The 24,828-nt window shown below is 35.5% G+C and carries 17 protein-coding genes and 3 pseudogenes; 5 read left to right on the top strand and 15 right to left on the bottom strand.

Going from position 1 to position 24,828, the window contains the following annotated elements; genetic code table 11:
- Positions 1–153 precede the first annotated feature (153 nt).
- Both AASI_RS09250 and AASI_RS09155 read left to right on the top strand, forming a co-directional pair.
- A pseudogene (locus AASI_RS09250) lies at positions 154–276 on the top strand (ParA family protein); the annotation flags it as partial.
- 89 nt (positions 277–365) lie between these two features.
- Positions 366–590 (top strand): annotated as a pseudogene (locus AASI_RS09155) (ParA family protein); the annotation flags it as partial.
- Between the two features lie 326 nt (positions 591–916).
- Here the strand turns inward: AASI_RS09155 and AASI_RS07790 are convergent.
- The 6 genes and pseudogenes from AASI_RS07790 to tgt form a co-directional block, all read right to left on the bottom strand.
- Positions 917–1,256, bottom strand: a pseudogene (locus tag AASI_RS07790) (transposase); the annotation flags it as partial.
- A gap of 139 nt (positions 1,257–1,395) precedes the next feature.
- Positions 1,396–1,935 carry an ATP-dependent protease subunit HslV gene (gene hslV, locus AASI_RS00155; protein ID WP_012472259.1) on the bottom strand — a complete coding sequence of 180 codons (540 nt, stop codon included), beginning with the start codon at positions 1,933–1,935 and terminating at the stop codon, positions 1,396–1,398.
- Between the two features lie 106 nt (positions 1,936–2,041).
- Positions 2,042–3,286: a dihydrolipoamide acetyltransferase family protein gene (locus AASI_RS00150; RefSeq protein ID WP_012472258.1), complete on the bottom strand. Its 1,245-nt coding sequence runs from the start codon at positions 3,284–3,286 to the stop codon at positions 2,042–2,044.
- 65 nt (positions 3,287–3,351) lie between these two features.
- Positions 3,352–6,096, bottom strand: coding sequence for a hypothetical protein (locus AASI_RS00145; protein ID WP_012472257.1), 2,745 nt, complete (start codon positions 6,094–6,096; stop codon positions 3,352–3,354).
- A 17-nt stretch (positions 6,097–6,113) separates the two neighbouring features.
- Entirely contained in the window at positions 6,114–7,187 is a 1,074-nt protein-coding gene (locus AASI_RS00140) for an LptF/LptG family permease (protein ID WP_012472256.1), read from the bottom strand.
- 93 nt (positions 7,188–7,280) lie between these two features.
- A complete protein-coding gene (tgt, locus tag AASI_RS00135) occupies positions 7,281–8,405 on the bottom strand; it encodes a tRNA guanosine(34) transglycosylase Tgt (protein WP_012472255.1) in 1,125 nt (374 codons plus the stop codon).
- A gap of 385 nt (positions 8,406–8,790) precedes the next feature.
- On the opposite strand from tgt, the gene AASI_RS07475 reads away from it, so the two are divergent.
- On the top strand, positions 8,791–11,214 hold the full coding sequence (locus AASI_RS07475) for an F-box-like domain-containing protein (RefSeq protein WP_012472254.1): 2,424 nt from the start codon (positions 8,791–8,793) through the stop codon (positions 11,212–11,214).
- A 494-nt stretch (positions 11,215–11,708) separates the two neighbouring features.
- Here AASI_RS07475 and uvrC read toward each other — a convergent pair whose 3' ends face one another.
- From uvrC to prmC, 5 genes are all read right to left on the bottom strand, one after another.
- Positions 11,709–13,499, bottom strand: a complete 1,791-nt coding sequence (gene uvrC / locus AASI_RS00125) for an excinuclease ABC subunit UvrC (RefSeq protein WP_012472253.1) — start codon at positions 13,497–13,499, stop codon at positions 11,709–11,711.
- Between the two features lie 78 nt (positions 13,500–13,577).
- Positions 13,578–15,329 carry a complex I subunit 4 family protein gene (locus tag AASI_RS00120; RefSeq protein WP_044282677.1) on the bottom strand — a complete coding sequence of 584 codons (1,752 nt, stop codon included), beginning with the start codon at positions 15,327–15,329 and terminating at the stop codon, positions 13,578–13,580.
- A 111-nt stretch (positions 15,330–15,440) separates the two neighbouring features.
- Positions 15,441–16,406, bottom strand: a complete 966-nt coding sequence (locus AASI_RS00115; RefSeq protein WP_012472251.1) for a Ppx/GppA phosphatase family protein — start codon at positions 16,404–16,406, stop codon at positions 15,441–15,443.
- Positions 16,407–16,463: 57 nt separating this feature from the next.
- A complete protein-coding gene (locus AASI_RS00110; protein WP_012472250.1) occupies positions 16,464–17,345 on the bottom strand; it encodes a DUF6048 family protein in 882 nt (293 codons plus the stop codon).
- Positions 17,346–17,467: 122 nt separating this feature from the next.
- Positions 17,468–18,325 (bottom strand): peptide chain release factor N(5)-glutamine methyltransferase, encoded by an 858-nt coding sequence (gene prmC / locus AASI_RS00105; protein ID WP_012472249.1) that lies wholly within the window; start codon positions 18,323–18,325, stop codon positions 17,468–17,470.
- Between the two features lie 203 nt (positions 18,326–18,528).
- On the opposite strand from prmC, the gene AASI_RS00100 reads away from it, so the two are divergent.
- Together AASI_RS00100 and AASI_RS08730 are read left to right on the top strand one after the other, a co-directional pair.
- Entirely contained in the window at positions 18,529–19,380 is an 852-nt protein-coding gene (locus tag AASI_RS00100; RefSeq protein WP_012472248.1) for a macro domain-containing protein, read from the top strand.
- 127 nt (positions 19,381–19,507) lie between these two features.
- Complete coding sequence (locus AASI_RS08730) at positions 19,508–19,645, top strand: hypothetical protein (protein WP_187146270.1); 138 nt, start codon at positions 19,508–19,510, stop codon at positions 19,643–19,645.
- A 304-nt stretch (positions 19,646–19,949) separates the two neighbouring features.
- Here the strand turns inward: AASI_RS08730 and AASI_RS00095 are convergent, their stop codons facing one another.
- From AASI_RS00095 to trxB, 4 genes are all read right to left on the bottom strand, one after another.
- Positions 19,950–20,660 (bottom strand): lipoprotein signal peptidase, encoded by a 711-nt coding sequence (locus AASI_RS00095; RefSeq protein WP_012472247.1) that lies wholly within the window; start codon positions 20,658–20,660, stop codon positions 19,950–19,952.
- Between the two features lie 69 nt (positions 20,661–20,729).
- The gene (locus AASI_RS00090) at positions 20,730–21,869 is read right to left on the bottom strand and encodes a cysteine desulfurase family protein (protein WP_012472246.1); all 1,140 of its coding nucleotides are present in this window, start codon (positions 21,867–21,869) and stop codon (positions 20,730–20,732) included.
- Positions 21,870–21,877: 8 nt separating this feature from the next.
- Complete coding sequence (glmM, locus tag AASI_RS00085; protein ID WP_012472245.1) at positions 21,878–23,272, bottom strand: phosphoglucosamine mutase; 1,395 nt, start codon at positions 23,270–23,272, stop codon at positions 21,878–21,880.
- Positions 23,273–23,877: 605 nt separating this feature from the next.
- Entirely contained in the window at positions 23,878–24,825 is a 948-nt protein-coding gene (gene trxB / locus AASI_RS00080) for a thioredoxin-disulfide reductase (protein ID WP_012472244.1), read from the bottom strand.
- Positions 24,826–24,828: the final 3 nt, after the last annotated feature.

The raw sequence follows: 24,828 nt of genomic DNA, 5'->3' as shown, positions 1-24,828 counted from the left end.
GCTTATTGCCTCTTTTTACACCCAATTTACTCATTTTTTGTAAATCCTAGTTTCGAAAGAAGTCTATTATTTAAAAAATTATGGCAACGAACATTACACTCAGTAACCACAAAGGAGGGGTTGGAAAAATGACCTCTACACACTAATACACTAAATATTGGTGCTGGCTTACATCAGCTAGGAAAGGAAGTCCTATTTATTGACCTAGATCCTCAAGCTAATTTAACGGCTGGATTAGGTGTAAAAAATGTCATAGTTCCATCTATGACTATTTAAAAAACACTAAGCCCATACAGACAATAGCCATAGAAGAATGCATGGATTTAATACCCGCTTCTTCTTAGTTTTCTTTTGTAGAATTAGAATTAAGTACCGAACCAGGCAGAGAATATATCTTACAGGAATTGATAGATCCTTTAGAGAAAAAGTATGATTATATACTTATTGACACCCCTCCATCACTAAGCCTGTTGACAATTAATGCACTGACAGCTTCCAACAAAGTCTTTATACTGATTGATGCGCTCTATTATGCTATGCTCGGAGTGAAAAAGCTTGTTGATCTCATTAAAAGCATTAAAAAAAGTTAATAAAAAGCTCGAAATTGGTGATATCTTTTTAATCATGTCCGATAAACGAAAAATTCTACATCAGAATGTACATAACCAATCTCTTCAAGACTACTTTGGTAATTTATTAGACCTGTTGCAAAAGTAGGATCATAAAAAAACAAAGGAATATTTTGTACAATTTAGAAAATACAAAAAATAAAAATAGGTATTTAAAGCATAAAAAAATACAGGGTGAATTTTTACAAAAAGTGATTTCAACTCTGAGAAATTTAATGTCTTTATCAGTTTCTTCTTACGCAGCAGGTCTAAAGTATAAGTCCTAGCGTATCAACAATAATATGCTACTTGCGGTCTTTTACTTTTTTTTGCTGTATCATAACCTCTCGACCCCCTTTTTGTGCTGTTTTAACCGAGCGACTATCCATAATGGCAGCACTGGGTATAGTCTGTTTTTCCTGCTTTTCTCGTACCTGATCTCGAAGTATATCATGGACTAGGTTCCATTTACCATTTCTTCGCCAGCGATAATACAAGCCATAAACACTTTTCCAGGGTGGAAAATGGGCACCTAGCATGCGCCATTGGCAGCCCGTTTTTCTAAATACAAAATAGCATTTAATACTTCTCTTATAGTGTACTTACGGGGCCAGCAAGGACCTTATAAGTAACCAATGGTTCTAGCACTTCCTATTCCTTATCTGTTAAATCGCTAGTGTATTGCATAGCTGTCCGCTTAAAGTTCACTAACTAATTCTACAAAGTTTTGTCTGCTTCTCCTAACTAAATTACACTTTTTAGACAGCATCTAAGAGCAAGAATATAACTAAGAAATTTTTTCAATAGTTAAATTATCATTCGTATAAATACAAATATCTGCAGCAATAGTAAGACTTTCTCTCACAATTTCTTCTGCTGTTAAATGAGGAGCATGTTTTTTAAGAGCTATGGCAGCGGATTCTGCATACAAGCTTCCTGATCCTATGGTAACAATTCCATTGTCAGGCTCTATTACATCCCCTGTACCTGAAATAAGCAGTAATTCTTCCTTGTTGACTGCTATAAGCATTGCTTCCAACCTTCGTAAATATCTATCTGTCCGCCAATCTTTGGCAAGTTCAATGGCTGAGCGTTTCATATGGCCGAAATAGCGCTGTAACTTTTCATCAAATCGGTCTAAAAGTGTAAATGCATCTGCAGTAGAGCCAGCAAAGCCTGTTAATACTTTCCCATCTAAAAGTTTCCTTATTTTATTGACATTGCCTTTGACAACTGTACTGCCCATGGTAGCTTGTCCATCAGCCCCAATAGCTACCTCATTGTTATGCATAACAGCAATAACGGTTGTTGATTTTATTTTAAGCATATAACCTATCTTTTAAAAATTCTTATGAAAATTACTTGTATGTCTCTTTTATATTGTTTTGTTAAGTTAACAAAAAACTATGCTTCAACACGATAGCAGGCAATTCCTAAACTAGTAACCTAAGTGGTTCTTCTAGTAATTCTTTTAAAGTTTTAAGGAATGCAGCGCCTACAGCACCATCTACCACTCGGTGGTCACAGCTTAAAGTTACTTTCATAACATGCCCAGGGACTATGGTTCCTTCTTTTACAATGGGTACTTGCTGTATTGCACCTACTGCAAGTATACAAGATGCTGGTGGGTTAACAATAGCAGTAAAAGATTCTATACCTAGCATACCTAAATTAGATATGGTAAATGTGCTTCCTTCCCAATCCGAAGGTTGTAGCTGATTATTATGAGCTCTTTGCGTTAGTGTTTTAACTTCTGTTGCTATTTGCGATAATGATTTATGATCTGCAAACTTAACAACAGGTACCAATAAGCCTGCTTCTACAGCCATGGCTACGCCAATATGTATGTGTTTATTGTATCTAATAGTATCTCCTAGCCAAGCTGTATTAACCTGGAGATGCTGTTTGATAGCAACTGCTACTGCTTTAATAATGATATCATTAAAGGTTATTTTAACAGATGTATATTGATTTAAATTAACACGTGCAGCTACCAACGTATCCATGTTAACGGATATGCTTAAATAGAAGTGTGGGGCTGCTGATTTACTTTCTATAAGCCGTCTAGCAATAGTTTTACGTATCTGAGAAACAGGTATTGTTTCCCAAGCTTCTTGTAAGTTAGAAGAGCCATCTATAGACCAACTGCTGTTTGCTATTTGTCTGTTCACTAAGCTTTCTATGTCTCGTTTGATAATTCTACCGTTTTCTCCTGTCCCTTGTATGGTGGTTATATCATGGCCTTGTGCTTGTGCCATCTTTTTAGCTAAAGGAGAGATTAGTGTGCGTCCAGTATTGTTAGCATTTAAATTAGGCTGTGGAAGCTCAGGTTGTAATAGTGTGGTAGGAGAGGCAGAGACCGTAGTGGTAACGTTTTCACTAGCTGCTTGAGGAGCAGTGTTTTGCTGTATTTCTGTTAATAATGCAGAAATATCTTCATTGGGTTTACCAATAATAGCAAGTACGCCATTAATAGGAACTGTTTGCTTTTCTTGGACACCAACATATAATATGGTGCCTGATTCATAAGCTTCTAACTCCATTGTAGCTTTATCTGTTTCCACTTCTGCTAAAATATCTCCAGATTTTACGGTATCGCCTACTTTTTTTAGCCAAGCAGCGATCACACCTTCTACCATGGTATCGCTCATTTTAGGCATCCTAATTACTTCTGCCATGTTTGTATAATTGATATTTGAAAATTATTAATAAAAATCAAAAATAAGCTTTTTGTTTAAAATTTTTACTTTAGTAATACATTAGCCATTCTATCATTAGTATTTATTTTATACATACAGCGTAGGCCCACTTGGAACCATTGAGTATCTATTATAAAATCTGCTCCAATAATATGATATGATCGTTCTTGAACAAAATGATAACCATAATCATAAAATAAGTTGGCTCTTAAACGTTCTATAAATACAAATGGCGTTACGTGAATATCAGGATAGCTAATAGGAAAAGCATAATTCACACTTATTCTATGTGTTCTATGTGAATTTTGATAGCTTTCTTGCTTATCAAGACCTCTAGGAATTTTAAAGAAACTTATTGAGTTAATTTTACTTAAATTATGTTGTTGCTTCATACCTATGCGGAATGAATGATGTTTGTATAAGCCAGGAAAATATACTTTTAAGTTTATTCCTACTCCCTTTAATTGTGGCCCTCCATATGGAGTATGTATATAATCTACCTTAAATTTTTGGCCCCATGGGCTATAGATATCTCTGAGGCTTTTTTTCGAAAATCTAGAAAAGTAAGCTATATAAGTTTGCTGACGTACCCATGTATTTGATTTGGTTAAATTCTTAATTATAGTAGATGTATTTAATACAATATTGTACGTATAGGCATGGAAATTCCAGGTAAAAGGCAGGGTTAAGTTTAATTGATACTCTTGAGATGTCGATATTTCTGTAGCGTCGTCTTTTATCCGAATTGTAGGTAAAATGCTGGCATTAATATCTATAATCGGATACCATCTTTTATAAGTAAATCTAGTAAAAATACGTCCTGTATGTTTTGTAAACTTATGCCATTTATAACCTAATCCAGGTAATACTAATTCTGACTCCCCTAAAATATCTCTAAATACAAAGCCTCCCATAATATTATCTTGATAATTATGAGTTGATAGCTTGGTAAATTGAGGAAGAACATTATTAAAATTTTTCCAAGTGGTGTATTCTTCAATAGCATATGTGTTATTAGGAACCTGGTTTAAAATATCGGCCTGGTCTATAAGTGGTTGGTAATAATGGATATTTTTATCTTCTACTTTTTCAATAGGTGTCCATTGTGTAGAATCCAGAAATATCTTTACGGCATTCATACCATCTTTACCAAAATCATTGTATAGCAGCCATTTACCATCTGTTGAGACAGCAGGGTTATAAGCACCATATTTACTAGAGGTAACTTGAAATCGTTGCTTGGTGTTAATGTGCACGGCATAAATGTTATCTATACCACTATAAGCACTGCTATAGTATATATAAGAACCATGTAAAATCGGACAACCAATAAGCTCTTCAGTATAAGGTAGTATATCTTGGCTCTTGCCTGTTTGTGGATCAATAAGGCTAATACCAGCTTTATTCTGCACATGTTTTACAGTTACTATATATTTCCCATCTGATGACCAAATAGGAGTTAAATAGTAATGGTTTGCAGGGTTGGGTAAAGAGCATAGTATTGCGCCAGTCTCTGCATCTAAAACCATAAGTTTATGATTATATGCCTCATCCGTTTCAACAGCAATTAGTTTAGTAGCATTGGGCGATAGTGCAGCAGTACTATATCTGCTAGGGTAGGCAATTGTTTTATATCTTTTAGTTGTAATGTTATAGGATTGAATAGCAGTGTATCGTTTATGTTCCCAGCGTAATGCAGGCATGTGTTCTATCCAAACTATTTTATCTTTGGCTGCTGAAAATCGTATATCTGAGTCAATAGGGCCGGGTGTAAAAATATGGTTTTCTTTTCCCGTTTCATTAATGTAGGTAAAATGGGTTATTGTTCCTATACCAGATTTAATTGCTATAATGCCTGATGAAATTGGTTGAGGGTACTTATAGTCTGTATATTCTTCTGAGTTTCTAGTATGTATAGGATGAAAAGATGTAATTTTTAGGTCTTCTAGTTGTTTTGACCATAATTCTTTGAGTTCGGTATTTACATCCTGATAAATTTGAGTTAAAGATCTACTTGTTAACTTTCTGCATCTATTATGTAAAGTGAATGGATTAATGATTTCCCAAATATTATCTCTTTGCATCAGTTTACTGATGATATCAGTACCATATTTTCTTTTGAGATAAGTTGTGATAAAATACCCCATTCGGTAATGGTCTGGAATTTGATGCTGATAGGAGCGGTTCATCTGTTTAAAATAACTGAATCCACCACGTTCCAATAAATTAACTTTATATAATAGTTCAAAATAAGGAGCTCTTCCTCTGCCTGCTTTAGATAATGCTGTTTCTGTTCCTACTGCATCGCCTTCTAACATCCAATTCCAGTCAGGGACGCCAAAAGATATCATCTGATTCTTAAGCATAATTTCATGCTGAACTACATGCCTTAGTTCATGGAGTGCTAATAAGTTAAGCCAGTCGTTATTAAGTATGTAAGTATAGTCTTGAGGAGGAAACGTAAAAAATTCTACTCTTCTAGGAGGTCCTAATATCGTGATTCCATTAGGTATGGCTGTTTGGCTTTTGAGTATAATAGGTATGCGTTTAGGTATTGTAGAGAGTGTCTTGCTTACAGGGAAATATAATATTTCTAATGTATTGGCCATCCGCTGTGCTTCACGGGCCATTTCAGACAAGAATATAATATCATAGTGGGGTGTACGGATACGTTGCCATCTTTCAGAAGTGGTGGCTTTTACTACTATGTTATTTAGACTACCTACAACTAGTAGGATACCTAGAATTAACAGAAATTTACCTTTTCTAAATAAATAAAATAATAACATATAATAAGCTTTAATGGTTATTTGGGCGTTAGCTTGTATAGGATAAGAGTTATTATAGAAAATACAATATTAGGCATCCATATAGTTAAGAGTAGGTTATTGCCTTTTACATTGGCTGCACCGCGCGCAAATAAGAAGAATGCAATATAAATAAGAGCTAGTATAAACCCAAGGGCAATTTGTAAGCCAACTCCTCCTCTGCTTTTTCGTGCAGAAACCACTACCCCCATAAGAGTAAGTATAATAGCTGCAAAAGGTGACATATAACGTACATATTTTTCTGTTAAAAAGAAGTTTAAATTATCTGTCCCTTTCTCACGCAATTTTTGTATATGTTTATCTAGCTCGGTTAAAGTGAGCATTTCATGTAGTTTAGGGTTAATACTGAAATCTTCAGGGTGAAGGTTGAGTGTTAAATCCATTGCTTTGCCACTAGTAATATGCTCATCAAGCCCATCTATTTTTCTGCATATCCAATCTTTCAACTGCCATTGGCCTGATTCTTCTACCCATCTTATTGCCTTAGCAGAAATCTTTTCCATAAGTCGGTTGTCTCGTATGGTCTCTAAAGTTACATCTGTTCCTAAACCATTATAGCTTCTATAGTAACCTACATACAGGTAAGTATCTGTAGAAAGTTTAATATGTATATTTCTACTACTGCTTCGATAAGGACTGTCTACATATTCTATTTCGAAAGCCACTCTCTTCTTATTTGCATCGGCAAGTATCCAACCTATTAGCATAAAATTAAAGATTGCTAAAAAGGTTGCCCCTATTAAGTAGGGTACTAAGAAACGCACAAAACTAACCCCTCCACTGAGTATGGCTATAATTTCAGTACGCTGGGCTAGCCTAGAAGTCACAAAAATTGTTGTAATGAAAATGGTAATGGGGCTTACCATGTTAGTCATAAATGGTAAGAAATTGTAATAATAATCAGCTATTTCACGAAAGCTCAGTTTATGCCTAATGAAATATTCGTTTTTTTCAGTTATATCAATTAAAGTAATGATGAGTATGATTAAACAAAGAATAAATAAAAAGCTAAATAAGAATTTTTTTAATATGTAGCGGTCTAACAATTTCATAATAAATATGTGTATTCTAGTTATTTTATAGCTTCTTTAAATACTATTTATGCTGTTTCTACAATAATGCTAGCCATAGAATGCTAAGCAGTACTACAGCTTTTCCATAATTTTTCGAAGTATACTTGTTTTCCAAGGTACAAAAGTATTTGACAAAATATGTTGTCTAGCTTGTTTAACAAGCGATAAATAGAAAGTAAGGTTATGTATACTCGCAATTTGTGCTCCTAGTATTTCTTGTGCTTTAAACAAATGGTGTAAATACGCCTTGGTATAGTGGTTGCTCACATAGCTATTCAGTTGTAAATCTATAACACTAAAATCATGCCTCCATTTTTTATTTTTAATATTAATAATACCTTCGGTAGTATATAACCTGCCGTTTCTGCCACTGCGGGTAGGCATAACACAATCAAACATATCTACGCCTAATGCAATACATTCTAGCAAGTCGCGGGGTGTTCCTACGCCCATCAGATAACGTGGTTTATCATTAGGTAAGATGTCACAGACCCATTCTGTAACTTCGTATAGTTGTCCTGTAGGATGACATACTCCTCCAATAGCATTTCCAGGTTGGTTGGCTGCTGCAATCGTTTCTGCTGATTGTACCCTAAGATCTTTGTAGATACTGCCTTGTACAATAGGAAACAAGTTCTGATAATTATTGATATCGTTGGTTGTTTTATTGAATTGTGCAATTCCCCTTTGTAACCAACGGTGGGTCATTTCCATAGATTGTCTAGCATATGCATAGGTACAAGGGTAGGGGGTACATTCATCCAATACCATCATAATATCAGACCCTATACTTCTTTGTATATCTACTGCATTTTCTGGAGTAAATGTATGTTTAGAACCGTCTATATGTGAACAAAATGTAACACCTTGTTCTGTAATCTTTCTACGTTGGGTCAAAGAATATACTTGATAACCACCACTATCTGTTAAAATGGGTTTATGCCAATTGATAAACTGGTGTAACCCAGCAGCAGCATCTAGTACTTGTGTACCTGGCCGTAAATAAAGATGGTAGGTATTACCTAGTATAATTTCAGCTTCTACATCCTGATGCAGATTACGTTGTTCTACAGCTTTGACGGTTCCTGCAGTACCGACAGGCATAAAGATAGGAGTATGTATTTTTCCATGAGCAGTGGTAATAATACCAGCACGTGCCTTGGAAGAAGCATCTACATGCTGTAGTTCAAATTGCATACTGATTCTTGGGAATTATAATTACGAAGGACAAAGATAAGGCTATTTATGATGGCCAAAAAATACAAAACCACTTTTTATTCTGAAGATTATAGAATGTGCTAAGCATTTGAATTTATTTCTACTGGATTAGCTAGTTCTTAAAAGTAAATTTAAAGTGCGTTTTATCCGTAAAATTACCTTAAGAGGATGTTTTTATATTTTACTTATTGATTTATTTGGTATTTATAAAATGAAAATGTTGTTTTGTGTCTCTATTGAATCTGTGAAAAAACTTTTCGGATAACCTCAGCAAGAAATATATTTATTTTTTCACATTATAATACCATTAATATCTCAAACACTCATTTTTCTTATCAATCTTATAAAAACAAGCAATAATAAAATGAGATTCTTTAAAAGATATTTTAATAATACACAACCTATATTAGCCCGCTTACTATTGGCAGGTTTATTATTACAAAGTTGTGGCGATAATTTACCGCAACCTACTAATCCTAATAATTCTCCTCATTCTATAGTTAGCGTGTCTGGTACAGGTCGATCCATCGCAGCATATCCAATACAAACTACGCCAAGTTCTGTGCCTCCACAACCTATGTTATGTACTGTGCAACCAACTGTAATACATTCCCTCATTCAACCAGCAGCACCAGTTGTGCAAATTGTACAACAGGCTACCAACTTAGCTCCTCAGCATATTTTATGGACAGAACAACCGACCTTAGTGCTGCCTATTGTCCAAGCACCTCAGCCTATGCAAGCTGTGCAACAGCATAACACCATATTGGTACCTACACAGCCTGTCATATGGACAAACCAATCAACTGTATCATCGCCGATAGGACAACCCATACCGTATCCTATGCAAGCTATACCACAAACTACAAGTTTATCATTGCCATCTACTGTGATGCCTGCACAACCAAGCAGAGCAAATGTAGCTGTAGGTCATCAGGGTAGTAGTCATGCATCTTATAGACCTTTGTATCCTAAGGATGCATCTACTGTTTATCCAACTTCTCATGTAGGTAAAACTAGACAGGCAGGTAATAGTAAACGAAAATTTGAACAAATGGCGTGGGGTGAAGGAGAGATATTTTCACCACAAGGCCAAATTGGTACAGATAAGCGACCAAGGTATCTGGCTGCCACCCAGCAAGTAAGTGTAACAATAGAAAAGGAGGCTGAAACCACAGGGCATTATAACCTTCTCGCTACTCAATGTACTCAACAAGCACATGAAAAAGATAGCGTTGCTAAACAAGAGACTAGCTCGTTGGTAAAAGACCAGCTAGAATTAGAAAGAATGTTGCAAGAAGCAATAGATGAACTAGATCGTGGTTATTCTTTAAAACCTAATCATTTATTGGAAGTTTGCAAAAAAGCAGACTGCCAACCATACGATAACTTTTATTTTCTTCCTCCGGAGATACTTGAGCATATTTTATCATATCTACCACTGGAGGAAGTATTGAAGGTTAGAAGGTGGAATAAGTATTTTTGTAGATTAATTGGAGATTATCCTGTATTAGGTGGTACCGGAGTACAAAATGAGCTGCGAGGCGCCTTATATATTCCATCTTTAAAAATAGATAAGGTTATAGATTTCAATATGATTGGACAACCCCAAACAATTTCTAGTTTCTTTTTTTATCAGCTAATACGTAATGTAAAAAATATAAGAGCAGAATATGGTCCCTATCTTAAAAGGACTAAGGTGCAGAAGCTAGACCTTAACTCTAGGCTTGGTTTTAACTTTAACACAGAGTTTTGGGGGAATATAAAGACCTGGAAGCTACAAGAATTAGCCGAAGTATTACCAAGTAGCCAAATAGAAGAGCTTGATTTAGCACATAATCTTATAAGCCAAAAAGTACAAGAAATAGCCGAATTATTACTTAGAACGCGTATTAAAAAAGTTAATTTACGCGTTAATCGCATAGGAGATGAGGGAGTAAAAGTATTAGCCAAAGCTTTACCACACAGTCAACTAGAAGAAATTGATTTAAGAGATAATGGTATAACTCTTTCGGGAGCACAAGCATTGGCAGAAGCGTTGCCAAAAAGTAAAATTAAAAGGCTTTATTTATCCCATAATAAGATAGGTGATTTGGGAATACAAGCATTTGCTCGCATACTGCCTGGGAGTCAATTGGAAGAGCTCAATTTTATATATGGAGCAGATGTAACTGCTCGTGGAGTACAGGAAATTATTAATGTATTACCAGCGAGTAATATTAAAAGATTCGATATACGTGGGGAATGTATGGGATGTGTGAGCGATATAGAAATAAATAATTTTGCTCATGTATTGCCAGTCAGCCAAATTGAGGAAATTTTTTGGTTCAAATCTAAGTTACCGGTATTTGCTAGTGCTTTACAGGTGTTTGCTAGCGCTTTACAGGTATTTGCTAGCGCATTGCCTACTAGTAAAGTTAAAAGAATTATGTTGGATGATATAGCTGCGTCAGAAATTGTCAAATATGAAGGATTGAAGAGAAGTCAAGTGAAAGAAATTAGGTTTCCCAAAATGACTTTTACAGAAGCAAAAACAATCATTAATGAGTTATCCAATACTCCTGTAAAAACAATCCATTTAGGTTTTCATAATACTATAACTCTTAGATCTTTACGTACGATTGCCAATCTACTAAAAGATACTTCAATAGAAAAAGTTTTTTTATACTCATGTTTAGTTAAAGGATATCTTAATAGTTCTTACCAAAAAGAATTTAAACAACAATATCCTAATATTGAATGGATATTTGATGACAAAGACTCTTTTATAGACTATTTTAAAACTTAAGGGTTTAACTACTAGTCAACAATTTAATCCATATCAACGATCAATTAAGGGGTAAATTTTGGAAAAAAAAGGAATCGATAGAGAATGTATAATATATTTTGGTTGATTTATAGTCACACATCTTTAAGTAAAAAATGTTTTTAACCAATAGACTTCTTCTGAAACCTCATAAAATCTAGATATAGATATATTTAAATGTGGCCAAGTGATAGGTTTCGGAAGAAGCTTAATAAATTGTTGTGAATGACAAAAAGTACCAACTAATTTTTTATACCTGCTATATCCACTAATTCCAGCAATTGATAGTATGTTTGGTCGATTGGTAAATAAAACAAATGCTTTTAAACTTTGTAGAGGATTCTACTGCTGAAGGATTATTATAATGCTATGTAGTTTATTTATAAAAGTATAGAAAGGCTTTTAATTACTATTGTCCAGTTAAGGCTTCAATTCCTAACTCCACATAAATCTTTTTTAAAAGAGAAAGTTCTTTCCTACTTCAAGTGTTCCTTAATTTGTATTGCCCTTTTATTACCAACCTGGCTTGCCAATGCCTTTAGACTCGCTTCTTTAATGTTTTGGACAGAACCAAAGTGTTGTAAAAGTGTGGTGATTGTTTTTTCTCCTACGCCCGGTATAGACTCTAGTTGGCTTTTAAGGCTGGTTTTACTACGCTTGTCTCTATGGAAAGTAATGGCAAACCTATGTGCTTCGTTCCGTATCTGCTGTAGCAGTTTCAAAGAGGGGGATTGTTTGCTTATGTGAATAGGGTAACTATCTTCTGGAAAGTAGATTTCCTCCAGACGTTTCGCTATTCCTATAATTGGTATCTGTCCATAAATACCCAATTCTTGCAAAGCTGCTACTGCAGCACCCAACTGCCCTTTACCACCATCAATAACAATGAGATCAGGAAGTTTTTGATTTTCCTCTATCAACCTTCTGTACCTTCTAGTAACTATTTCTCGCATGGATGCAAAATCATCAGGCCCCACAACAGTTTTAATATTAAAATGCCGATACTCTTTTTTTGCAGGCTTTCCATGTTGGAAGACAACCATGGCTGCTACGGGATGTGTGCCTTGTATATTAGAATTATCAAAGCATTCGATATGCAAGGGTAAATCTTTTAATTGTAAGTCATGTTGTAATAATACAAGCGTCTTATTAGCACGGTTTTGGTTATCTTCTTGGCGTAGTAATGCTTCTCTTTTTAGAAAGAGTACATTTTTGGTAGCTAATTCTACTAATTTCTTTTTATCTCCTATTCTAGGTACAGTGAGCATTGCTTTGTCAAAGGTAGTAGCAATAGGTATGTTGACTAAAATCTCTGATGGATTACTTGCATACTTTTCTCTAAAATGTAAAATGATTAAAGGAAGTATATCTTCATCTAGTTCTTCTAGCTGCTTTTTAATCTCTGTATTTTGTGTACAGATAATAGCTCCCTCTTTTATTTGTAAATAGCTAATAAAAGCAGCTTTAGCATCAGATACAATAGCAAATACATCTAGATTTCCTACTTGCGGATTGACTACCAAGGATTTTGATTGGTAGTTTTCTAAAGCTGCTATTTTCTCTTTGTAAGCTTGTGCATTCTTATAGTCCATTGCTGCTGCTGCTTGGGACATCTTTTCTTTAAAATGTTTTTTGACAGCATTGATATTGCCTTTAAGAAAATGCTCAATTTGTTGAATGTCTTGGTTATAAGCTTCTTCGGTTTGCAATCCTTCACAAGGTCCTTTACAATGTCCTATATGATATTCTAAACAAACTTTAAATTTATGTTTACAGATGTTTTCTTCTAATAAATTATAGTTGCAAGTGCGGAGGGTATATAGACTCTTAATGAGATCTAGGATTTGATACATGTTTTTAAGGTCTGTGAATGGACCATAATATTGTCCTAGCTTAGCACCTGGTTGCCTGGTAGTAATGACTTTTGGAAACCGCTCGCGTGTAATGCATATGTAAGGGAAGCTTTTATCATCTTTCAGTAAAATATTATAACGTGGTTGAAATCTCTTGATAAGGTTATTTTCTAGCAGCAAAGCTTCATACTCAGAATTAACTATTGTAAAACTAATAGCAGCTATTTCCTCTACCATTCTCCTAGTTTTTAAATTATCCTGTTGGTTTTTGTTAAAGTAGCTAGAAACTCTCTTTTTTAGGTCCTTTGCTTTGCCCACATAGATAATCTGTTGCTGTTTATTATAAAAGAAATAAACTCCAGGTTGGTTAGGTAATTTTCCGATTTCTGTTATTTCATATTGCTTGGCTTCCATACATATAACCTTAATTCGATATAAAAATTAACACAAAGGTATTAAATGACTAGGAAGTTATATTAAGCTCATATAGCCTTACATAAGGAGCTTTTGTAGATTGGCTTGTCCTACCTCTTGTATCCTGTCTACTAAATGGATTAAAGTATCTCTAGTTAAATTTAAAAGTAAATTCGGACAAAGTCCTAATACTGCTACCAATACAATAACAGATAGTAGCACAACCCGTTCCTGCACATCAATATCTTTTAAAGTAGGTTCTAAAGCAGGAAGATATAAAGAGAATTTACCTGCAAACATACGTTGTATAGCCCATACATAGTAAGTAGCATTTAGTAAAATACATAACCCACCCAGTATACCCAGCCCAATAGGTAAGTATGTACTGAAGATAGAAGACTGGAAAGCTCCTAGTAAGATAAGTAGTTCGGCTATAAAGCCAGAGAATCCAGGCAGGCCTAGTGCAGCCGAAAAAGCTATTAAAGTTAGCGTAGTATAATAGGGCATACGTGCTGCTAGTCCACTATAATGGTTGATGGTTCTGTCGTTGGTCTTTTTATAAAGTGCCTCTACCAATAAGAAAAGTAATGTAGTAATTAATCCATGACTTATAAGCTGATATAGTGCACCCTGCACACCTTCAGCAGTTAATGAGCTTAATCCTAGTAAGAAAAAACCTATATGAGCTATAGAAGCATAAGCTATCATCCTTTTTAAGTCTTGCATAGCCAATGCATTCAGTGCTGCATAGATACTACAACCCACTCCTAGTATTCCTATCCAAAAACCGTAAAAAACAGCTCCCTCTGGGAATATACTATAAGCTGTTCTTAATAGGCCATAACCTCCTAATTTAAGTAAGATGCCAGCTAGCACAATTGAAATGGGTGTAGGTGCTTGTACGTGTGCATCTGGTAGCCAACTGTGGAATGGTACTACTGCTAGTTTAATAAGAAATCCAACCAACAGTACTAGGAAACCAAGCAGACGTAAGGGATAACCTCCTAGTAACTTACCACTAGCGACATTAAAGCTGGCATTAGGAACAAAGTTTTTGACATCAGCCATAAGCGGTATATCAAAAGTATGTACAATATCTTTAGAGGCTATTTGGTTATTTTGTACCATCTGTTGTATCATATCAACCGTTTCTGCTACTACACTTTCATGTAATGGTGTGTTGATTATACCTGTGTGTATACCAGTTGCTATAGGGTCGTAAGCAGATAAGCCTAGTCCAATAAGCACAACTAGTATAAGTATAGTGCCTAGTAATGTATAAAGAAAGAATTTAGTAGCTGCATAAGGACCTTTAGTATCTCCCCATAAGCCGATAAAAAAGTATATAGGTATTAAAGTAATTTCGAAAAAGATATAGAATAATAGAAAATCAAGTGCTAATAAACTACCTATAATCAGCGTATTTAGCAGCAAGTATAGTATAAAATAGGCTTTTACATATTTTTTGATGTGCCAAGAGGCAATGATTCCTATGAACATTACAATAAGCGCCAAAGCTACTAGACCAATGTTAAGGCCGTCTATTCCTAAATAATAATTGCTAGATAACATTCCTAGTTTACCTAATGGAAAGCACACCCAACTAAACCTTTCTACAAAAAATAGGCTGGTGGATGCATATTGGCTAGGTTCACAAGATAAAGGAAATGGTAGCCGGTAGAGTATTGCTAGAAAACAGATACCTTGTCCAAGGAGCGTTATTAATGCAATAATTTTGAATAGATTATCCCGACGAGTAGAAATACATGCAGCAATAAGTGCACTGGCCATGGGTAACCAAGTAATAATTGATAAAACGGGTATTGGCATAGGTATATAAAAAGGGAGTTCCCTGGCAAAGATTACATATATATCAATAAATACCTAATTATTTACAGAAGAGGCCGTGCTTTATAGTTACGAGCATTTTGTAGAATATACTTATCTACTACTTTGTAATTTTTCTAGAGCATGAAAAAATAACCCAACTTTTAAAGAGTATTTAGAGGCAGTTATTTTACGGATGTTGGATCTATTCAAGATAAAGTAAATGAGTGCTGTGCTTACAACAATCATATCTACCCTTTGATCGGACAGGCCGGGTATCTGTAAACGTTCCTCATGATTTTTATAACGAATACCTTTATAAATTTCTATAAGCTTTTCAAAAGGCAACTCATAAGCAGTAATTTCTGGATCTACTATAGGCATCTGCTCCTTTGCTCTATGCATGGATACTAAAGTAGTAAATGCGCCAGAGCTTCCTATTAACCTAGTTGGTTTGTAGACGTCTAATGCTTGAAAGAGTGGCTGCAGGCTTTCTTCTAAATATGCTTCTAGTTTAAGGAGATTCTCTGGTTGGATGGGGTCGTTCTGATGGAAATTGTCTACTAATCTTTGTGCACCTATCTCAAAACTTTGTGCCCATAAAGGCTTATTAGGCTGACAAATGATAAATTCTACACTTCCACCACCTATATCCATAATTAATGATGTTTCTTCTATTTTTACAGCAGCTTTAACACCTTTATAGATAAGTGCAGCTTCTTGAGCACCAGAAATTACTTCTACAGGAATATTGGTTAGTTGGTGAATGGAGTCTACAATTTCAACTGTATTGCTTGCATTACGCATGGCACTAGTAGCAACTGCATATATTTCATTTACCTCATAAGCATCAATCATTTCTCTGAATTTTATCATAGCATCTAATGCACGTTGTTTTGCTTCTGGTGTTATATATCCTAAAGCAAGGCTTCCTTCTCCAATTCTTACATAAAGTCGCTTTCTGGCTATTTCTATTCTTTCAAGAGGTTTCCCAATTAAATCTTTATAGGTATGATTATTTACATCAACAATCACTAAGTGGAAGGTATTGCTACCTAGGTCAATAACTGCAATTTTCATAGAGATTTTTGGCTGAAAAAATTAAGTAAGCTAGGGATTAACCTAACTTACTTATTACTAAGTAAATTTAATCATTCTTTCTATAAAAGAGATCTTGTATAGAATGTATAAATTTAGTGAAGGGGCCAACTTATTTGTATTACTTCCATAACCTGGTATAATATAATTTTCAGATGGATTAAATGTTTCAAAATTATACAACCATCCTAATCGTAATGTACAGCCACCATATATATTGAGCTTGTCTAATAAGCGTGTTTCAGAGCCTAATACCAATTCAAACCATGAGGCTGTTAGTTTCTTGTGAATAGCCTGTTCATCCTTTTGTGTAGGTATAGTTTGATTTGTAAAATGAGCCCTGCTATAACGTAGGCCTATATATATGTTGTCAGTAATACTGTATCTACTCAAATAGTCTAATCCTACACTTCCATAAAAGCCATTTGCGCTATATGCATGCTTATTGGCTTTTAGCTGGTCTGGATAAAGTTTTACATAGCCTAGGTCAGCAGAAAATTGTATATTTTTTCTAAATAATATATTTAAGTTGCCTACATATTCATAGGGTCGGTTAGGTTCGTGCTTTTTTATGTTTTTTAATAAATTCCAAGTGTTCTTCAATAAGCTAACACCTTCTATACCTATAGAAATTTCCTGTACAAACGGAATGTATGGTAACATATGGACCGATTGTTTAGTAACCAGCTGATCTAAAGGTTGTAAAGGGTCAGGGTTAGCTAAGGGGATTGGTTTCAAAGGCTGAGGCTTGGTAAGTAATGGTGCATTTGAAGTATCTGATAAGCTGTCTAGTGGTACTGCATTAGCATCAATATCTTTGGGTGTATCTACAGGGGAAGTAGATGTTTTATTGTGAGCAGGTAAAGACTTTTTGCCAATCTGTGGGGTGCTTGGTTTGGGTACAAACCCTGACAAGACCATATAACAGTATGTCAGCAACAAAAACTTAGCAAGACGATAATATATCATAAGTATACAGTACATTTTTAGATGCTCAAAGTTAAAATAATTCTAGCTCGTAAGCCTACCAAACTAAAGATATTTTATTGATATGGCGCGGTGGCTTTAACCCATCTATCTTTACCCTGTAAATCTTGTTCAATATAAATATTGTTAAATTGTTTGTCAGCTAGCTTAGAAGCTAATGCTAAGCCGAACCTTTCATTAATTTCAAGGTATAGTTTCCCTGTAGGTTGTAGATATGTTGAAGCAAGCTGTATAATTTGCTCATAAAATATAAGAGGTGCCTCGTCTGAAACAAAAATAGCTTGTGCAGGCTCATAAGCGAGTACACGTTGTTGCATCTGTTCTTTTTCTGATAAACATACGTAAGGTGGGTTGCTTACAATAATATCCCATTTTCTTCCAGGTAATGGATCTTGCAATATATTAGCTTGTATCCAATTTACGTTTGCCTGTAAACGTTGAGCATTGGAACGTGCTACTTTTAAAGCTGGTTCGCTAATGTCTAAGCCATCTACTTGAGCATCTGATAAGTCTTTTGCTAGCGTAATAGCAATACAACCACTTCCTGTCCCTATATCCAATATATGTAAGCCTGGTTTACTATTTTCTTTTATTATTAACTGCACGAGTTCTTCTGTTTCTGGACGGGGAATAAGTACAGACGGGTTGACAAAAAAGTTTCTATTCATAAAAGGGGCCTCCCCTAGGATATACTGAATAGGTTCGTGTTGATGAATGCGCTGTACAATCTCTGCCAATATGTCTGTAGAAAATGTATGCACTAGTGGCTTATCTAAGGTAATGGCTAATGCATCTATTTGAAAATAATATTCTACAAGGCGCAGTACAATAGCACGGCATTCACCAGGGCTTTCTACAGCTGGTAAAATACGTTGGTATAGATTATTATAAAGAACTCTACTGCTTTTAATCATGATTTAAGGGTGGAATGATATGCTATACAATATAGTAATTCTATTTTATATGGTCTGTTCAGTGGTAAATACAAGATTGCTAACCAATGGCACACCTTATGCTACTAATATTTAATAGCTATCAGTTAAAGTTATAGGAATATAATTAACTTTGATGCTTATTAATCAGATCAGCTCAAACAAAATTCAAACAAACAACATATATGTTAAAAAATACTATTATTAGATATGTTATTGTATTAAGCATGATGCTTATACAGGCCTGTAATTGTGGAGATGATTCTTCTAGAACACCTGATATATCTTCTGGACCTACCGGAGATGGGACTTCCAAAACCGGCAGAAAAACTTCTGAAAGTAAACCTAAACCAGATGGAAAAGCTGCTGGAGATAAAACTAAAAACCCTTCTTCTATTACGACTTGGGATATAACAGGGAACATATATAAAGCAGCAGTCCAAATTAATCAAACAGACAATTGGCTTAATCAACTAGGTATTGATAAAACAAAGAAAGAAACAGTGGTGGTGAATGCTTCTAATTCATACATAAAAAGCCCTGGTGGAGGTATTGATGGTGCATTAGGTAGTTGGGCAGGAGCTAATAATACTAATCCTTGGAGAATCCCAGCCCCAGTACTTCCTAATGGGAATAGTGCACCTGATAGGCTTAATGCAGGTAAGTTTGCTTTATTCTCGGTTCCTTTTGGGCACATTTATCTGGCTGTAGGGCCTATGGCTAGTCAAGTACAGTCCCTTAAAAAGACAAGAGATTTGATTGCTAATTTATATTACAATATACTGACCCAAGCAGAGCAGGACAATAAGAAATGTGTAGTCTTATGCGCTATTTCTACCCAAATATTTGCTGCAGATGGTAAGGAAACTGACACAGGAAAAGCTTTTACAAAAGCAGAATTTGTTATAAATGCTTATGAGGGAATGAGACAAGGTATAGCTCAGTTCCAACAAGAGAGCCCTAACCATACACTTAAGATTATCCTTAATAACTGGGATGAAACAGTAGTAGATCAAGTGAAGCCGTTGACTAAATAAATTATTATTTAAAGTACCTATTCTGGAATAATTTTAGGTATGTAAATAGGCAAGCCCATATAAACAGCGCACAAGAATGCTATATGCCTCTTACAGGTTGTTTATATATAATTTAACTAACTTATTTATGTTTATAAATAAGTATGGGTGCGATCCACTAGCTAGAATTTTAGCTTGCTACAGAGAGGCAATTGCAGTAGGTCTATTAAGAAACGGCTATCAAGGGAAATTGTGGTTCACTCTATTACAAGTAAGGAAAACTTAAGCAATAAACTGTGCATTTAAAGCATAAAAAGCCAAATTAGCTTTAGTACAATAACAAATTTAAGTAATTGTACACAGCATCCTTAATGCTTAAGTAGAGTATATTGCTAGTTTCTTCATTTTATGGTCTGCAACCATAGTAGCGAAGTAATACAAAACCATGATGGCAAAGAAGCTTTACTGCGAAAACTTGTAACCAATAAGTAATTTTATGTGTACTGTAATTAGAGCCATCACATCTATACTTAATAAAAAATATATAAGATCATTAGCATAAGAAGCTAAAGTTTAAGTACATAAGCTAGCTACTTATCCTCTACCTCTGGGTGGTTATGCTCTGTATTGTTATGTTCTGTTATAGGATCAACTAACTCATGCCTAGTTTCTAAAAGTTCAGAATCAGTTACTTCTGTTGCTTCATATTTTTGCACGGGCTGCTGAATACTTGCTCTTTTATCCAAAACAATAAGTGCAACACCTGCTAGTATGGCTACATCTGCTAGGTTAAATACAGGTAGACAAGTCACATAGTATCCTGAATACCATGGCACCCAATCTGGAAGTCTACCTGACCAAAGATCAATATAAAGCATATCAATAACCTGTCCATAAAACCAGCTCATAGGTGCTCCATAAGGTGCATTATGCAAAATTTTTCCATAAAAAATACTATCTATCCCATTGCCAGCAGCTCCTCCCAGTATCAGCGACCAGCCCCATAGTAGCCATTTTGAACTATTGGTTTCTTTAGCTAAGTTCCATATATACTTGATAATCATAGAAGTCGCTATGATACGTATAATCGTGAGTAATACCTTATCATAAGTAAATCCAAACTGGATACCAAAGGCCATGCCTGGATTTAAGGTATAAAATAGTTTAAACCAATTTCCTAGTAATTTAATTTGGCCCAACGTACCCATTTGCATGTTAAAGTATACCCATAACTTGAGTACCTGATCTATTACAACAGCTAATAGTGCTATACCATAAAACTTCCAAACTTTCTTCGTCATAATATTTAAATAGAAAAAGGATAAAGATATAGCTTCTTCTTTAAAAATGTTTATTCTTATCTATTGAAGTTATTTAGATGAATAATAAATCTCTGCTAACTTCTCAATTACATAATCAATTTCTGCAGCAGTATTGTACTTGCTAAACGAAAAACGTATGGCTGTATTTTTATGTGCTGGGTATAAAACTTCCATAACATGTGACCGTTTCTGACTCCCACTAGTACAGGCGCTGCCAGACGAAGCAGCAATATGGTTGATATCTAAGTTAAATAATACCATATCATGATCTTCAAACTTTGGTAAATTCACACTTAAAAGTGTATAGATGCTACCTGTTAAATTCATGCTGTCTCCATAAAAACTAATATCAGGTATAGCACTTTGTAAACCTTTAATCATTTGCTTTTTTAGTTGCTCTATTGCTGTCTTGTTAGTTTGCATATTACAGTAGGTAGTTTCTAATGCTTGGCTTAGCCCTACAATAGCCGGTATGTTTTCCGTACCTGCTCGCATACCACGTTCTTGAGCGCCACCTAAGACCTGTGGAGCTATTGATAAGTCTTTATTAATATAGATCATGCCACTACCTTTAGGTCCGTGAAATTTGTGTGCCGAACCCACTAAAATATCTACAGGAAGTTCTGATAGATTTAACTGATAATGCCCTAAGGTTTGTACAGCATCTGTATGAAAGATAGCCTGGTATTGGCGACATAACGCTCCAATATGTAATAAGTCATTTAGATTACCTATTTCATTGTTGCCATGCATTAGGCTTACCAAAGCAGATTGGTATTGCTTTAATAATTCTTCTAAATGTGCATAATCAATATGGCCTATAGAATCCAGTTGTACATAATGAAGCTGAATCTTCTGTAAGGCAGCAAGTTGCTGTAAAGGTTCTAATACAGCCAAGTGTTCTATAGGTGAAGTAATTACATGCTTGATAGCTAATTTTTCTATAGCACCTCTAAACGCTAGGTTGTTACCTTCTGTACCGCCTGAAGTAAAAAAGATTTCAGTAGGCGTAACATGAAGAAGATCTGCTACTGTTCTACGAGCTTTCTCTATAGCTACCTTAGTTACACGCCCATAGGCATGTAAAGAAGAAGGGTTGCCATATAATGTTTCCATATAGGGCAGCATAACTGCTAATACTGACGGATCCAAGGCAGTGGTAGCGGCATTGTCTAGGTAAACATGCATAACTCAGATTATAATATTTTAACAGTAGGAAAGATGTTTTTAATGTGCTGTATTACTTCTGTTACAATTGCATTTGCTTTTTCTAGACTAGTGCCTTCGGCATGAATGCGTATAATAGGTTCTGTATTAGACTGCCTAATATGAAACCAACCACCATCTACAGTTACTTTAATGCCTTCCTCTGTATTAACAGGGTAATTACTGTATTGTACTTGTATGCATTTTAGAATAGCAACAGGGTGCACGTCAGGAGTAAGTTGTATTTTAGTCTTAATAAGCTCATAGCTAGGATATTGTTGCCGTAGGCTAGAAGCTGTCTTTCCGGTTTGTGCTAAATGAGATAATAGTAAAGCAATACCTACAAGTGCGTCTCTGCCATAATGTAGGGGTGGGTAGATAACACCTCCATTGCCTTCTCCACCAATAACAGCATTCGTGGCTTTCATCCTCGTTACCACATACATTTCGCCAACAGCAGAGGCAGCATATATACCTCCATGTTTTTCTGTAACAACTTGCAAAGCACTAGAGGAAGACAGATTAGAAACAGTATTTCCTGGAGTATGGCTAAGTACATAGTCTGCCACTGCTACTAATGTATAATCTTCGCCCCAAGGTTGTCCTTTTTCATCGATAATTACCAATCTATCTACATCTGGGTCTACTGCTATACCTAAATCATATGCTCCACTTTTTAACTCATTAATTAAATCACCCAAGTTTTGTGTAATAGGTTCTGGGTCATGTGCAAATAAGCCGGTCGGATTACAGTACATGCCTGTATATGCTACATGTAAAGCTTGCAGTAGCTTGGGTACAGCTAAGCCACCTGTGGAGTTAACAGCATCTACAATAACTTTAAACTTCCTTTCCCTAATAGCTGGTATATTGACTAAAGGCAATGCTAAAATCTGTTCAATATGTTGTTCTATATGCCCCTCCTGATATTGATACTTTCCCAGTTGGTTGCCTTTTGCAAATATATGATCGCCTGTTGCTGCTAGTGCAAATACTTTGTTGGCCGTATCAGCATCTATATATTCTCCATCTGCATTAAACAGCTTAAGTGCATTCCATGCAGCAGGGTTATGGCTAGCTGTAATGATTATGCCTCCGCTAGCTTGTTCTTGAGAGACTGCTAAAGCTACGGTAGGGGTAGTGGAAAGTCCTATATCAATTACATCAATGCCTAAGCTTTGGAAGGTAGCACATACAAGTTGATTGATCATGCTACCAGAAGGGCGGGCATCCCTTCCTACAACTACTAATTTTTTAGTGGAAGGAATTATTACTTGCCTTCCAAAAGCAGCAGTAATATGTACAATATCAATAGGTGTTAAGCTATCGCCTATTTTACCACCTATAGTACCTCTTACGCCTGCTATAGATTTAATTAAAGACATGGGTTGTTGTTAATATGTTAAGTGTGATAATAAGCCTCTTTCGAAAGTAAACTTAAAGTAGTCAGAAACTTATCTAAACACAAGTGATACTATAGTTTCGAAAGAAGTCTAATATAAAACTTTTATAATAAACTTATAGGTTTTACTGACTGCACTGCCCTGAATAGAGAGTATGGTTACATCAGCTTTTTACTTGTTGGATGGGACCTGTTCTATTGTATAGGCTCTTGACTTCCAATCATCATTATTGCGAGCGAAAGAGGAATCATTTGGGAAGCCTGTAGTATGTTACCTACTTTTATGCTGGCTCGCTACGACTAGTTGGTAGTCTTGCCATGACAAAGATAGCATCCTATAAGCGCTAGTGTAGCAGTTTAGTAAAGTACTATTCATAAAAAGTATGAATACAATATATTCTTCTTCGCTGCACCACCAATGTCTATTGTATAGGCTTTTGATAGCATAGTATCATTTCGAGGTAATGCCGAAGCAATCCAGGAGAATATCTCTAAGTATCTGTGTTGTGCTAGATGGCCACAATCGTTGCTATATAGCTTTGCGATGATAATAAGACTTTTGAGTCACTATATTCTACCTTATAACTACTATTGCCCTTCTGTAGCTAAAAACCTTTCTGCATCTAAAGCTGCCATACAACCTGTACCAGCTGCTGTTATGGCTTGTCTATAAATACTGTCTTGTACATCGCCAGCTGCAAATACACCTGGTATATTAGTTTTGGTGCTCCCAGGAGTGGTTTGTATATATCCTTTGTTATCTAAAGTAATATAAGGTGCAAACAAAGCTGTATTGGGTTGGTGGCCAATAGCTACAAAAAAGCCTTGTAAGAGCAGCTCAAATGAAGTCTGTGATCTTTTGTCAAATAAGCGTACTCCTTCTACTTCTTGGTCTCCTAATATCTCTTCAATTCCTGTATTAAAGAATATAGAAACATTAGGCTTGCTAATTAAGCGTTGTTGCATGATATGTGATGCACGCATTTTGTCGCTACGCACTAGCACATATACTTTGTTGCAAATTTTAGATAAATGAAGCGCTTCTTCGGCTGCAGTATCTCCTCCACCTACTACTGCTACATCTTGACCCCTAAAAAAGAAGCCATCACAAGTAGCACAAGCAGAAACACCACGTCCATTGAGTCGTTTTTCAGATTCTAATCCTAGCCATTTAGCAGAAGCACCTGTGGCAATGATAACTGTTTTAGCTTCAACAGTTGTGGTTGTATCAATAGTAAGTTGAAAGGGATAGCAAGAAAAGTTAACTGCTGTAACTGTAGCATTACGTATATCTGTACCAAAACGCTGTGCTTGAGTCTGAAAGTCGACCATCATCTGGCTGCCTAGCGCACCTTCTGGATAGCCAGGGAAATTCTCTACTTCTGTGGTAGTAGTTAATTGCCCACCAGGTTGCAAACCTTGGTAAAGCACCACATCTAATCCGGCACGTGCTGCGTAGATAGCAGCTGTGTAGCCTGCAGGACCTGAGCCAATGATAGCTACAGATACAGGAGAGGAAGTACTTGCATTATCCATATA

Origin of the sequence: Candidatus Amoebophilus asiaticus 5a2 (assembly GCF_000020565.1) — a bacterium.
In the GTDB taxonomy this organism is placed as follows: domain Bacteria; phylum Bacteroidota; class Bacteroidia; order Cytophagales; family Amoebophilaceae; genus Amoebophilus; species Amoebophilus asiaticus.
This window is presented reverse-complemented; position numbering and strand designations above follow the sequence as displayed.

What these genes read in the sequence shown, in the direction of transcription:
- AASI_RS00095 (WP_012472247.1), bottom strand. Translation starts at nt 20,660, where the DNA reads ATGACGAAGAAAGTTTGGAAGTTTTATGGTATAGCACTATTAGCTGTT.
- AASI_RS08730 (WP_187146270.1), top strand. Translation starts at nt 19,508, where the DNA reads ATGTTTATAAATAAGTATGGGTGCGATCCACTAGCTAGAATTTTAGCT.
- AASI_RS00115 (WP_012472251.1), bottom strand. Translation starts at nt 16,406, where the DNA reads ATGAAAATTGCAGTTATTGACCTAGGTAGCAATACCTTCCACTTAGTG.
- AASI_RS00090 (WP_012472246.1), bottom strand. Translation starts at nt 21,869, where the DNA reads ATGCATGTTTACCTAGACAATGCCGCTACCACTGCCTTGGATCCGTCA.
- trxB (WP_012472244.1), bottom strand. Translation starts at nt 24,825, where the DNA reads ATGGATAATGCAAGTACTTCCTCTCCTGTATCTGTAGCTATCATTGGC.
- AASI_RS00145 (WP_012472257.1), bottom strand. Translation starts at nt 6,096, where the DNA reads ATGTTATTATTTTATTTATTTAGAAAAGGTAAATTTCTGTTAATTCTA.
- hslV (WP_012472259.1), bottom strand. Translation starts at nt 1,935, where the DNA reads ATGCTTAAAATAAAATCAACAACCGTTATTGCTGTTATGCATAACAAT.
- tgt (WP_012472255.1), bottom strand. Translation starts at nt 8,405, where the DNA reads ATGCAATTTGAACTACAGCATGTAGATGCTTCTTCCAAGGCACGTGCT.
- AASI_RS00140 (WP_012472256.1), bottom strand. Translation starts at nt 7,187, where the DNA reads ATGAAATTGTTAGACCGCTACATATTAAAAAAATTCTTATTTAGCTTT.
- glmM (WP_012472245.1), bottom strand. Translation starts at nt 23,272, where the DNA reads ATGTCTTTAATTAAATCTATAGCAGGCGTAAGAGGTACTATAGGTGGT.
- AASI_RS00150 (WP_012472258.1), bottom strand. Translation starts at nt 3,286, where the DNA reads ATGGCAGAAGTAATTAGGATGCCTAAAATGAGCGATACCATGGTAGAA.
- AASI_RS00120 (WP_044282677.1), bottom strand. Translation starts at nt 15,329, where the DNA reads ATGCCAATACCCGTTTTATCAATTATTACTTGGTTACCCATGGCCAGT.
- AASI_RS00110 (WP_012472250.1), bottom strand. Translation starts at nt 17,345, where the DNA reads ATGGTCTTGTCAGGGTTTGTACCCAAACCAAGCACCCCACAGATTGGC.
- uvrC (WP_012472253.1), bottom strand. Translation starts at nt 13,499, where the DNA reads ATGGAAGCCAAGCAATATGAAATAACAGAAATCGGAAAATTACCTAAC.
- prmC (WP_012472249.1), bottom strand. Translation starts at nt 18,325, where the DNA reads ATGATTAAAAGCAGTAGAGTTCTTTATAATAATCTATACCAACGTATT.
- AASI_RS00100 (WP_012472248.1), top strand. Translation starts at nt 18,529, where the DNA reads ATGTTAAAAAATACTATTATTAGATATGTTATTGTATTAAGCATGATG.
- AASI_RS07475 (WP_012472254.1), top strand. Translation starts at nt 8,791, where the DNA reads ATGAGATTCTTTAAAAGATATTTTAATAATACACAACCTATATTAGCC.